The organism is Bacillus sp. SG20033 (assembly GCF_044570195.1).
In the GTDB taxonomy this organism is placed as follows: Bacteria; Bacillota; Bacilli; order Bacillales; family Bacillaceae; genus Bacillus; species Bacillus subtilis.
Genome location: NZ_CP172606.1, coordinates 290,199 through 302,145, shown reverse-complemented (window position 1 = coordinate 302,145; position 11,947 = coordinate 290,199). Strand labels below are relative to the sequence as shown.

The window sequence follows — 11,947 nt, the reverse complement described above, 5'->3', positions numbered from 1 at the left end:
AAATAGCCATGACGGCTATTTCCTTTTTATTTAAAAATGTCGCTGATGAAATTCACTTCGTCTTCGGTGAGTTCAATGTTCAAGGTTTTCAGGTTATCCTGTAATTGCTCAGGTCGTTTAGCTCCTGGAATAATGGCATCAATCGCCGGTCTCGTTAACAGCCACGCCAAGGCGACATGTGCCGTATCCGCTTGTTTTTCCTCCGCTACTGCTTTCAGCTTATCTACTTTTTTGAGATTGTGGATAAACGTTTCACCCTGAAATTGAGGTTTATCCTTTCTGATATCATCAAAAACTGTGTCTTGCGTGAATTTTCCTGTCAGCAGTCCGGACGCAAGCGGAAAGTAAGGAATAAAGGAGATGCCTTGTTTTTCACAGTATGGAAGAAGCTCTTTCTCAGCATCACGCTGTATGAGAGAATATTCGGCCTGGAAGACCTCCAAATAGCCATCAGCATTAAATTCCTGCAATTGCTGATAATCGAGGTTCGAAGCGCCGATTGCGTTGATTTTCCCCTCATCCTTCAGCTCTTTCAACGTGCCCGCCACCTCAGCGAGAGGTGTTTTTCCATCCGGAAAGTGAACATAATACAAATCAATGTAATCTGTTTTCAGCCGCTTTAGGCTCTTCTCGACCTCGCTGCGAAGAAACTCCCGGCTATTGTCTAATTCAATGCTGCCGTCCACTTCTTTATGAGCTCCTTTGGTGGCGATGATGAGCTCATTCCGCACGCCGCGTTCCTGTACGACTTCGCCGATTAATTCTTCAGAACGCCCCAATCCATATATAAAAGCGGTATCGATAAAATTGACGCCGCCATCCAATGCCGTGCGCACTAAATCCTTCCCTGTTTCATCATTTAGATTTGGAAATAGATTATGCCCGCCGACCGCATTCGCGCCGAATCCGATCCGCTTCACCTTCAGCTTCGTTTTGCCGAGTGTACGTGTTTGATCCATTGTTCCTTCTCCTTTGAAACCAATTTTGATGAAAAATAGTGCAGGGTCACTTTTTGTATTAGATATCCTTTTTCTATTTTCCTTCTTTTTTCAGGATATACAAAAAGGAGAAAGTGTATTTCTCCTTTCGCAAGTTTATTTTGGAAGAACCCATTTGTCTTTCAGGAAGCAGGCTCTGGCTAGTAAAAAGAAGATGGCGATAAGCACGGCGATGGTTCCTGACGTAGACAAAATGGCAGCCGGGTCAACCATCCCGAGTAAAAGCTGTTTAAATAACGCATGCAGGTTCAGAAACGGGATGAGAAAGTATGATAAGTCAAATTGGTTCGGTGCCTTGCTGAAGATGAAAAACATCGGGAACACAGGCAGAAAGACAACGAGAGACATATAACTTTGCGCTTCTTTTACCGAGCTGGACATGATGCTGATGAAAAGCTCCATCGCAGATATCAGCAATGCAGAGAGCACAATGATTAAGGCTGAAGCGCCGATTACACTCCACATATGATCTCCCAGCTGGAAGGCCGTTTTTAAATTTTCGGTAAATAACACGGTGGACAAAATCAAAAACACCAAAGCCAATACACCTGAAGCCACGCCAAAAGTGGAAACCGCAAGCCACTTGCCGACCAGCATTTTGTTTCTGCTGACTGGCGTTAATAGTAGCGCCTCGATTGACTTCCGGTCCTTTTCACCGGCCATGATATCAAGAGCGATCGGCATTGCGCCGGAAACAATGGAAGTCAGAATCAGCATGGGCAGAATGGCGGAAAGCATAATAGCGGAAGTCCCTTTCTCCTCATCCGCTTCCTTTTGCTGAATCGTAAACGGCTGGATCACCGATTGATCAATATGCTTATTTGTTAAACGTTGCTGCACAATTTCATTTTTGTACTGATCTAAGGCAGACTGCACAAGCTGCATGGCATTTGAAGACCCTTGATCAATTGAATTGCCGTAAACATCAACCTTAAAAGATGTCATGCTGTTGACATATGAGTCGAACTCTTTCGGGACGTTCAGATAGGCATCTGCTTTTCCTTCATCAACTGCCTCTTCAGGCTTTGCAAATGTTTTTACGCTGATTTCGTCAATCTCATTAAGCTTGCTTTCCAGTGCGGGCGGAAGCGAATGGCCGACAGCCAGCGTGTACTGCTCCCCTTTGTCGGACAGCATGCTTTCATAAAAGAAGACAAGTCCAAGCATCATAATCATCGGCACTAAAATTGTGAGTAAAATCGTTTTTCTGTCGCGCAAAGCGTCGATCATTTCTTTTTTATAAATATGGCCCAGCATTTAAGAAATCCCCCTGACAAGCTTAGACATAAAGATGTAATTCAAATCCTCACTGCGCTCGCTCTCGTATAGTGATTCAAGCGCCCCTCGGTAAATCACCTCTCCGCTGTGAATCATGATGACACTGTCACAGAGCGCCTGCACTTCCTCCATAATGTGGCTGGAGAAAAGAATCGTTTTTTGTTCTCTTTTCAGCTGCTGTATAAATTCGCGGAAGATGTTGCTTGACGTAATATCAAGCCCAGTTGTCGGCTCATCAAATAAAATGATGTCCGGATCGTGAATCAGCGCTCTGGCAATGGCGACTTTCTGCCTCATGCCTTTCGAAAACCCGCCCACTCTCCGGTTCATATAATCGCGCATGCCGAACCGTTTCGATAAATCTTCTATTCTTGCTTTGATCTCGTGGCGGTTCAGCCCATACAGCCTGCCGAAGTATTGGAGATTTTCTTTAGCGGTCATCCTGTCGTAAAGCCCGGTTTCTCCTCCGAATAAGACACCGATTCTTTTTTTGACTTCAGCCGGCTGCTTGACCGTGTCAAAGCCGTCTACTGTGATTACACCCTGTGATGGTTCAAGCAAGGAAGCAATCATTCTCAGCATCGTCGTTTTGCCGGCACCGTTTTCTCCGAGAATGCCGACGACTTCTCCTTTTTCAATTGTTAAGCTTACATCTCGCACCGCTTTGACTACTTTTTTCTTATCCTGAAACCTGCGGCTGCAATCGGTCAGTGTAATCATGTCACAATCTCCCTTATCTTTATTTCTAGTAATGACTATATACGAAAAGCTGGATTAGTTGGATAAAGTTGTCGCGAAGAGTTCTTTTTATGTCGCGAAATGGGATAGAATAAAGATGATTCTATGTAACTAGGGGAATGATAATGGTAAAAGTCGGACTTGTAGATGATTATCAAGTAGATTTAGAGAAGCTGGAAGCGATCGTGTCCAGAATGCAGGACGTAGAAATTGTCTTTTCCACCGATTCAGCGAAGGAAGCCTACAGGCGGGTAAAGAACGGAGACATTGATCTGCTGCTTGCCGATATCGAGATGCCCCATATGTCTGGCTACGAGCTTGCTGATTTGATCAAATCCCATTCACTTGATGTGGATGTGATTTTTGTTACCGGTCACGGCGGTTATGCGGTTCACGCCTTTGACCTGAACGTCCATGATTATATTATGAAGCCGTACTATGCCGACCGTCTGGCCGCTTCCTTCGACCGTTACTTGAAAAAGAAAACGGAAACGAGTTTGAATGGGCGTATATTGATAAAGCAAAAGTCTGAAATGCACGTCCTGCAAAAGAAGGATATTATTTTCGCAGAACGGACGGGACGTTCGACGACGATTGTGACAACCGCCGAAGAGGTGCAAACGTATCAAACATTAAATGATATTAAAGGCGACCTGCCCGAAAAAGATTTTCTTCGTTCGCATCGTTCCTTTATTATCAACATTCATTACATAAAGCATTTTTCCGCTTATACCAAGCATTCATTCACAGTTTCTTTTGAGGGAACGTCTAAAAAAGCAATGATCACTAAGCAGCAGCTTGATTATTTTCAAAACTACTACTTTTGAGGAGTTCAGAACGTGATTACCCTTTTTCAATGTCTTTATCTGGTTTTATTTAGTTTCATATGTTATCAGGGAGCTGCTGCTCTTTCACACAGCACAGCAGTCTCTTGGCTCACCGCTGTTTTAGGCGCAGCTGCTGCAGGATTGTACATTTGGAATACGAAGCGGGTGTGGAAACACTGTTCCTCAGGGCTTTGTGCATGGATTGCCGTGATTCAAGTGATGTCGGCGGGAGTGGTGCTGATCGGCACAGACATCATGCAGGCATTATGTGTAATCGCGATATTTGCAGGGTGTGAAGGGCTCCGTATCGGACAGTCTGCTTTACAGGCAAGGCTTTCTGATCAAATTGATAAGCTGACTCAAGCTGAACAGCACGCCAATCAAATGCTGATTGATGTGAGAAGCCGGAATCATGACACAATGAAACATATCACTGCAATCAAATCAGCTCAGCCCAAGGCAGATACACAAGCATATATTCAAAACTGGGCGGATCAATACAGTCAATATGACCGTTTTTTGAAAGGAGAGAACGCGTACGTTGCAGGGGTGCTTTATGATTTTTTAGAAAAAGCCCGCGCCTCGAATGTGAGTGTTTCGCTTCATATGCATACACCGCTTTCTTCCCTTCCGTTTTCGCCTGCTGATCAGGTCAGCTTGGTCGGCAACATATTAGAAAACGCGCTCGACAGCGCGGCGGAGACCCGAGAAAAAGCAGAGATTAAACTGGAGACTTCACTGCGCAGCGGACTTTATGTACTGACTTGTGAAAACAGCACTCCCGGGATGGACCCAAAAGTGCTCGATACAATTTATCAATCGTTTGGCCGCTCAACGAAAAACGGCGCTCATGAAGGCATGGGCACATATATCATTCAAAAACTGGTGAAGGGCGCTTTTGGCAGGCTGGATTTTACCTACCGCCACCCCATCTTCCGGTTAGAAATCAAAATTCCGTTTCAGAAATAAAAAAACCTTGAAAAGCCTGGCTTTTCAAGGTTTTTTTTATTATGAGGATAACGCTTGTGCAAAACGATCTGCTTCATCCTGCAGCGTGCTTTCAATTTCTTTGTAACGGCTGGAAATCGTTGATGCACTAACGCCGTATTTTTTCGCCAGTTTAGCTTGAGAAACGGACGCGCCGTTGAGAGAAATCGCGTTTACATAATATTCAACTGCCGCCGCAAAAGCTTCCGGCTTTCTGATGACAGGTGATTTTTTCTCGCAGAATGTTTTCCAGATGTCAATAACAGCTGGGATCAATTCAGTCGGATACTCTTCCCCGCTCATGCCTTCTTCAATAGCCGCAGCGGTTTCTTTCTCCAAGTCGTTTGCCCACTCAACAGTGCTTACTTCCGCTTTCTCTGCTTGTGGCTCTTCATCTTTCTCAGCTAACAACGCGAACAGAACGTTATTGAATTCCTGCTTCATGAAGTCCTCCGGCGTTTTGCCGTCCTTCACAGCGGCATCCGCATATTTCTTCACCTTGCTGATCAGCGCTTCTGTTCTCTTCACCGGGAAGATCGTGAACTGCATGAAGAATTCTGCTTTTTCCGCTTCGTGGATTGGGTATCCAAGAATCAGGCTTCCCACTGGAGGAAGGTCTTGATTGCTGGCGTCCATTTCCACTTCGAATTGTTTTGCCGTAATGACATCTTCAAAGTGAATGATGCCTTCCTTCAGGTCCTTCAGCAGCAATAAAGCAGGCGTCATGCTCTGCCATGATTCTACGATCTCACGCGTTTTCGGACGAGTGATCGAATCGCCTTTTTTCTGAAGGTACTCTTCGAAGATTGTCTTCTCACCAGCAAGCGGGTGGAAGAAGATTCCCCAAATTCCCAAGTTAAATACGCTGATGTCTTTCGTCTGTCTGTCCATAGCAGAAAGAAAATCATGCTGGTTGATAAAGCCTGAAATGCTTTCTCTATGTACTGTGAAGGCATACTCCACTAAGTCTTCCTGAATTTGCTTCGCTTCTTTTGCCGCTAGTTCCGCCGGGAAGTCAACAACTTTACTTCCGCAGCATTTTTTATATTTCTTGCCGCTGCCGCACGGGCAAGGGGCATTTCGTTTCACTTTTCCCACAATAAACCCTCCGAATTCTGTTGTAACTTTTCTATTTTAACAAAAATAACTTCTGAGGGCTTGGTTTCGGGCTAAAAAAGAATTTGGTAATGTGATAAGCTGGCTGATTATGCCAATTTACCTATGACATTTTCACCAACTTTTGTGATTTAAGGCTTATCACCTATTCCCACTTTAGGCCCTTCTTTTTTACAATCATTAGGTATTTATTTAACATTTTAAGGAGTGTTTCTATTGGAACTAGCTGGTTTCATGCTGCGCGCCTGCGCTCTTGTACTTGATGTAATCATTGCCGCAGCAGTGATTTTGGCAGCCGGATTTACGTTTGGCGATGGGTCCGCCGGTGTCATTATTGTCGCCATATTGATGCTGATTGTGTACCCTTTGCTGATGCCGCTGACAAATTGGAAGGGCACACTGGGCAAAAAAATCATCGGGCTGCAAATCGTGAGGGACGAAACACACGAGAAAATTTCTCTCCTACAGGCGATTGTCCGCTACATCATAGCGTGGGTGCATGTGTTCTCCCGCCTGATCTATTTGACTGCCGCATTTACGAAGAAAAAACAAACCGTTCATGATATGGCGGCGAAAACCATTGTGCTGAAAGCAGAATAACCTTGAAGAATAGCATTCTTCAAGGTTTTGTTTTTCATTAATTCGTATTCTGGCCCCCGCCGTTCAGCCCTTCTTTAATCAGGCTGTTGACTTGGCTGCTGTACAGAAGGCCGATGTGTCCAACGCCATGGATTTGAACGTTTCTAGCACCGTCTAATCTTGATAAATAATTCATGACAATCATATCGGCACTGCTGTAAATGGATGTGTATAAAATCTTTTGATTTGGATCAGTTCCCGGAAGCGCCTTGCCTGTCGTCAAACGGTTCGCGCCGCCAAGCGTCACGACGTTTTCAACTTTATTTCCGCCGTCCAGATTTTTTATGTAGTAAAGTGTGTTCGCGCCCCCCATGCTGTGAGCGACAATATCCACTTTTTTCGCACCCGTTTCATCTAAAACCTTTTGCACAAATCGTGATAATACCGGGCCATTGTTATAATTTGTGCCTGTCTTGTCCCAAAAATCAACTGCATACAGCTTGTCCCGCGACCAGCCCTGAGATACGAGATAGCTCTTAATTCCCGCAAAATTGAATGATGCTCCTCCAATACCGTGAACCATAACGACTGGATTGTGTTCAGCGGCTTTTGCTGACGGCTGCAACGCAAACAGCGATGTAACAGACAGCATCAAAATTGTTACAAGTGCAATGATCCTTCTTTTTACAAATTTCATAATATCCTCCTTTTTTTGTAACAAATTCTCCAATTATATTACGTTACCAAATTAATTAAGTAAAGGGTAATTTTGGCTTATTTTTAAAGAAATTTTAAGATTCAGAGGTCATTATTGGTCCTAAAAAGCCAAAAAAAAGAAGGCTTATTCACCTTCTTTTCTTCAATACTCATTGAAATAAGCTTGGATTTTTTGAGGATCATTTGTTTTGGTAAGCGCAAGCATCAGCAACATCCGTGCTTTTTGGGGGTTTAAAGAGTTCGATGCCAGCAGGTCCTTTTCCGCATAGTCTTGGTTTGGTGTGACGACACCATTTCCCGTGCGGGTTGAGCGCACCACTGTGACGCCTTTTTTGACTGCGCTGTCCGCCCCTTTTTCGGCTGCGTCAGATAAAGACCCGTTCCCAGAACCGGCAAATACAATCCCCTTTGCTCCGGCTTTTACAGCAGCGTCAAACAGGTAGCTTCCGTCATTTTGGTATCCATAGATAATGTCAACCTGCGGCAGCTCATCAAGATTAGAAACCGAGAAATCCGTGTCCTTCGTATGCTTACGGGTAATCTCATTATTAAAATAGATATCATCTGCAATTGTTCCGACGAAGCCCATTTCTTCTGATTTAAATGTATCTGTTGTGGTTGTGTTTGTTTTGGTGACATATCGGGCTGAGGCAATCCGGTCGTTAAGAACAACAAGCGTCCCTTTCCCTTTTGCCTCAGGGGCACCTGCCACTTTCACTGCATTGTACAGGTTAGAAGGCCCATCAGCGCTGATGGCTGTGGAAGGTCTCATCGAACCGACAATAACAACCGGTTTATCACTTTTCACGGTGAGATTCAAAAAATAAGCGGTTTCCTCCAATGTATCTGTTCCATGAGTCACGACGATTCCGTCTACATCATCTGAAGCGAGCAAGTCGTTGATGCGTTTCGCCAGCTTCAGCAATATTTTATTATCAATATTTGTGCTGCCGACGTTAACAATCTGCTCGCCGCTGACGTTTGCAATGTCCTTCATTTCTGGAACTGCCTCGATCAGTGATTCAACGCCGACAACACCTGCTTTATATTCAGTTGTTGAGGTTTTCGATTGATCGGCACCAGCTATCGTGCCTCCTGTCGCTAAAATTCTAATGTTTGGCAGATCCTTTTTTTCAGAGGCAGAAGCCGAAGAGACTTTTTGTGTCTGCGTTTTTTCTTTCGGGGATTCTTTTGTTTCAGGAGAATGTGAACATCCGGTAAAAACAAACAATAGTGCGGTAAAAAGTACGAGCATTCGTTGTTTTTTCATCTATTTCTCTCCTTACATCCATATGATGATTAATCATTGTACATTTTATCTATTCAGTCAAAAGATCAGTCAGCTTTTCTCTCAGTATTTTTTGTTGTCATATCCTTCTTTTTTTGTCTTTTCATACAATGAATTTTTCTTGACAATTGATGATTGAATCAAGATAATAGACCAGTCACTATATTTTTGATTGCAATTCAGTAAGGTGGGAATGTTATGAGTTATGGAGATTCCCGTGAGAAAATCCTTTCGGCAGCTACCCGACTTTTTCAGCTGCAAGGGTATTACGGCACGGGGCTGAACCAGATTATAAAGGAAAGCGGCGAGCCTAAAGGCTCTCTTTACTACCACTTTCCCGGGGGTAAAGAACAGCTTGCGATCGAAGCCGTGAATGAGATGAAGGAGTATATCCGTCAGAAAATCGCGGACTGCATGGAATCCTGCACCGATCCAGCGGAAGGCATTCAAGCCTTTTTGAAGGAGCTCTCCTGCCAGTTTTCATGTACAGAAGACATTGAAGGCTTGCCTGTGGGCTTGCTAGCGGCTGAGACGTCATTGAAAAGCGAACCGTTGCGCGAAGCCTGTCATGAAGCCTACAAAGAATGGGCCTCTGTGTATGAGGAAAAACTGCGGCAGACTGGCTGCAGCGAGAGCCGTGCAAAAGAAGCCAGCACTGTGGTTAACGCGATGATTGAAGGCGGCATCCTTTTATCTTTGACGGCAAAAAACAGTACGCCGCTCCTTCATATCTCCAGCTGCATTCCTGACCTGCTGAAGAGATAAAAAAACGACATACTACATGCAGTTGATAGAGAGGGGAAATGATTTTGGAAACAACAGCTAAAGCATCTCAGCAATACAAAGTGATGCCGATTATGATTTCCTTGCTGTTGGCCGGTTTTATCGGCATGTTCAGTGAAACAGCACTGAATATTGCGTTAACCGACCTTATGAAGGAGTTGAACATTACAGCGGCAACCGTCCAATGGTTAACGACGGGCTACCTGCTTGTACTCGGTATCCTTGTTCCTGTTTCAGGACTGCTGTTGCAGTGGTTCACAACAAGACAGCTTTTTACCGTGTCACTAATCTTTTCAATTATAGGAACCTTGATCGCGGCACTCGCGCCAAGCTTCCCGTTTTTATTGGCGGCAAGGATCGTTCAGGCACTTGGAACCGGTCTTTTACTGCCGCTGATGTTTAACACAATCTTGGTGATTTTCCCGCCTCATAAACGGGGCGCCGCAATGGGAACGATCGGGCTTGTCATTATGTTCGCGCCCGCCATCGGCCCGACTTTCTCAGGATTGGTTCTGGAGCATCTCAACTGGCACTGGATTTTCTGGATCTCTCTTCCATTCCTTGTGCTGGCGCTTGTTTTCGGTATCGCATATATGCAGAATGTATCTGAAACGACAAAGCCGAAAATCGATGTATTGTCTATCATCCTGTCGACGATTGGCTTCGGCGGCATTGTGTTCGGATTCAGCAACGCGGGTGAAGGCTCCGGGGGATGGTCCAGCCTGACTGTTATCGTGTCGCTGATTGTCGGCGTTGTCGGCCTTATCCTATTTTCAATCCGCCAGCTGACAATGAAGCAGCCGATGATGAACCTCCGTGCGTTCAAATACCCGATGTTTATTTTGGGTGTGATCATGGTGTTCATTTGTATGATGGTCATTCTGTCATCTATGCTGCTTCTGCCGATGTATCTGCAAGGCGGCTTAGTCCTGACTGCATTTGCATCTGGTCTTGTTCTCTTGCCGGGCGGTATTTTAAATGGATTTATGTCCCCTGTTACAGGCCGCTTGTTCGATAAATACGGGCCGAAATGGCTTGTCATTCCGGGATTTGTGATTGTCACCGTTGTACTATGGTTCTTCTCAAATGTCACGACCACTTCAACAGCTGTGCTGATTATCATCCTGCACACCTGCTTGATGATCGGGATTTCTATGATCATGATGCCTGCACAGACAAACGGTTTAAACCAACTGCCGCGCGAATTTTATCCAGACGGCACCGCCATTATGAACACGCTGCAGCAAATGGCTGGCGCTATCGGAACAGCGGTTGCGGTCAGCATTATGGCTGCAGGCCAGCATGATTATATGAGTACAGTTAAAAACCCTGCCGATCCGGCAGTCATCCCGCAAGCTTTGACAGCGGGTGTACAGCACGCATTTGTGTTTGCAATGATTGTTGCCATTATCGGTTTAATTGGCGCTTTCTTTATGAAGCGCGTGAAGGTAGATCATTAATATGAAAAGCCCCTGACTAATGTTCAGGGGCTTTTTTTATGTTTACTTGTGGATCGTTTTCGCCGCGATTTCATCAATCGCGTGCCGCATGTCCTCCTTCGTATTATAAAAATGGGGAGCGAGACGGATGACATTGTCCCGCGGCGCACAAATCACTTTTTTCTTCTTCAGCAACGCCGCCGTTTCCGATGCCCGCTCATCCCGGATCGCAACCATGCCCGGCTGACCCCCACCTTGTGCCGCCGCCAGCTGTAGGCCTTTTTCAGCGGCATATTGAACTGCATCGGCACAGATCGTTTTCACATGATCCCTGATATGAGAAACCCCAATATGATTCAGCAGCGATAAAGCCGCTGCAGCTGCGTATACGCTGATAAAAGCTGGGGTGCCCGTTTGAAAACGACGCGCGCCTTTCGCATAAGCCCCATCAAATCCGTTCTCTCTGCCGAACCAAGCTGATGCTTTCGGTTTCAGTGCGTCAGCCAGCTCCTTTCTCACATAAAGAAACGCCACACCCGGTATGCCGAGCAAATACTTCCGGGTGCCTGCTGCCAGCATATCTACGCCCCATTCCTTCACATCAATGGGAATATGCCCGGCTGATTGATAAGCATCTACAAACAATAAAGAGCCCTTTCTCTGAGAAATCTCGGCAATCGCTTTTATATCCTGAACATAGCCGTCACGATAATGAACGTGAGGAACACACGTCAGTACTGTTTCATCCGAAATATGCGTTTCATATTGTTCAAGCGGCAGCACGCCGTCTATTGATGGAATGACGGATACGGTATAATCGGAGTGTGCCTGCCAAACATGAGGCACCGCCGGAAAATCCATATCTGTATATACAACGTGCTTCTTTCCAAATGCAGTTAAGGACGATGCTACAGAAACCAGCGCATCAGAAACTGACGGCACAATCGCCACTTCATCCGGTTCAGCCCCGATCAGCTTTGCAAACTCGTTTCTCGCAAACTCTGTTTTTTCGATCGCTTCTTTCCAGTTCGTCCCCATATACAGCAGGCTATCATGATAATCCTGGATCGCCCTTGATACAGGCTCTGCCAATGCGCTCTGAGAACAGCTGGCAAGCATCGTATGCGTCTGCAAGGTTGGGAATAAATGACGATACTGCTGCGGCAAATGCTCCATTATGATTCACTCCTTTACATT

At 45.3% G+C, this 11,947-nt stretch carries 12 protein-coding genes; 5 read left to right on the top strand and 7 right to left on the bottom strand.

Going from position 1 to position 11,947, the window contains the following annotated elements:
• Positions 1-26 precede the first annotated feature (26 nt).
• The 3 genes from ACFVP7_RS01655 to natA form a co-directional block, all read right to left on the bottom strand.
• Positions 27-959 carry an aldo/keto reductase gene (locus ACFVP7_RS01655; protein ID WP_338732142.1) on the bottom strand — a complete coding sequence of 311 codons (933 nt, stop codon included), beginning with the start codon at positions 957-959 and terminating at the stop codon, positions 27-29.
• A 135-nt stretch (positions 960-1,094) separates the two neighbouring features.
• Positions 1,095-2,255, bottom strand: coding sequence for a sodium ABC transporter permease NatB (gene natB / locus ACFVP7_RS01650; RefSeq protein ID WP_396582930.1), 1,161 nt, complete (start codon positions 2,253-2,255; stop codon positions 1,095-1,097).
• Positions 2,256-2,996 (bottom strand): sodium ABC transporter ATP-binding protein NatA, encoded by a 741-nt coding sequence (gene natA, locus ACFVP7_RS01645; protein WP_015252894.1) that lies wholly within the window; start codon positions 2,994-2,996, stop codon positions 2,256-2,258.
• 143 nt (positions 2,997-3,139) lie between these two features.
• Between natA and natR the strand changes: the two genes are divergently transcribed.
• Both natR and natK read left to right on the top strand, forming a co-directional pair.
• A complete protein-coding gene (natR, locus tag ACFVP7_RS01640) occupies positions 3,140-3,841 on the top strand; it encodes a two-component system response regulator NatR (RefSeq protein WP_122894983.1) in 702 nt (233 codons plus the stop codon).
• Between the two features lie 12 nt (positions 3,842-3,853).
• The gene (gene natK / locus ACFVP7_RS01635) at positions 3,854-4,810 is read left to right on the top strand and encodes a two-component system sensor histidine kinase NatK (protein ID WP_122894982.1); all 957 of its coding nucleotides are present in this window, start codon (positions 3,854-3,856) and stop codon (positions 4,808-4,810) included.
• A gap of 39 nt (positions 4,811-4,849) precedes the next feature.
• On the opposite strand, the gene ACFVP7_RS01630 is transcribed toward natK, so the two are convergent.
• A complete protein-coding gene (locus ACFVP7_RS01630) occupies positions 4,850-5,926 on the bottom strand; it encodes a helix-turn-helix domain-containing protein (RefSeq protein WP_003246276.1) in 1,077 nt (358 codons plus the stop codon).
• A 234-nt stretch (positions 5,927-6,160) separates the two neighbouring features.
• Here ACFVP7_RS01630 and ACFVP7_RS01625 point away from each other — a divergent pair, with 234 nt between their 5' ends.
• Positions 6,161-6,544: an RDD family protein gene (locus ACFVP7_RS01625; protein ID WP_071578728.1), complete on the top strand. Its 384-nt coding sequence runs from the start codon at positions 6,161-6,163 to the stop codon at positions 6,542-6,544.
• A gap of 37 nt (positions 6,545-6,581) precedes the next feature.
• Here the strand turns inward: ACFVP7_RS01625 and lipA are convergent, their stop codons facing one another.
• Positions 6,582-7,220, bottom strand: coding sequence for a lipase LipA (gene lipA / locus ACFVP7_RS01620; RefSeq protein ID WP_015715191.1), 639 nt, complete (start codon positions 7,218-7,220; stop codon positions 6,582-6,584).
• Between the two features lie 162 nt (positions 7,221-7,382).
• Positions 7,383-8,510: an asparaginase AnsZ gene (gene ansZ, locus ACFVP7_RS01615; RefSeq protein WP_072175248.1), complete on the bottom strand. Its 1,128-nt coding sequence runs from the start codon at positions 8,508-8,510 to the stop codon at positions 7,383-7,385.
• A gap of 216 nt (positions 8,511-8,726) precedes the next feature.
• Between ansZ and lmrA the strand changes: the two genes are divergently transcribed.
• A complete protein-coding gene (gene lmrA, locus ACFVP7_RS01610; RefSeq protein WP_338732128.1) occupies positions 8,727-9,293 on the top strand; it encodes a transcriptional regulator LmrA in 567 nt (188 codons plus the stop codon).
• Between the two features lie 38 nt (positions 9,294-9,331).
• Positions 9,332-10,771 carry a lincomycin efflux MFS transporter Lmr(B) gene (gene lmr(B) / locus ACFVP7_RS01605; RefSeq protein WP_338732126.1) on the top strand — a complete coding sequence of 480 codons (1,440 nt, stop codon included), beginning with the start codon at positions 9,332-9,334 and terminating at the stop codon, positions 10,769-10,771.
• Between the two features lie 42 nt (positions 10,772-10,813).
• On the opposite strand, the gene ACFVP7_RS01600 is transcribed toward lmr(B), so the two are convergent.
• Positions 10,814-11,926: an aminotransferase class V-fold PLP-dependent enzyme gene (locus tag ACFVP7_RS01600; protein ID WP_338732124.1), complete on the bottom strand. Its 1,113-nt coding sequence runs from the start codon at positions 11,924-11,926 to the stop codon at positions 10,814-10,816.
• Between the last annotated feature and the right edge of the window lie 21 nt (positions 11,927-11,947).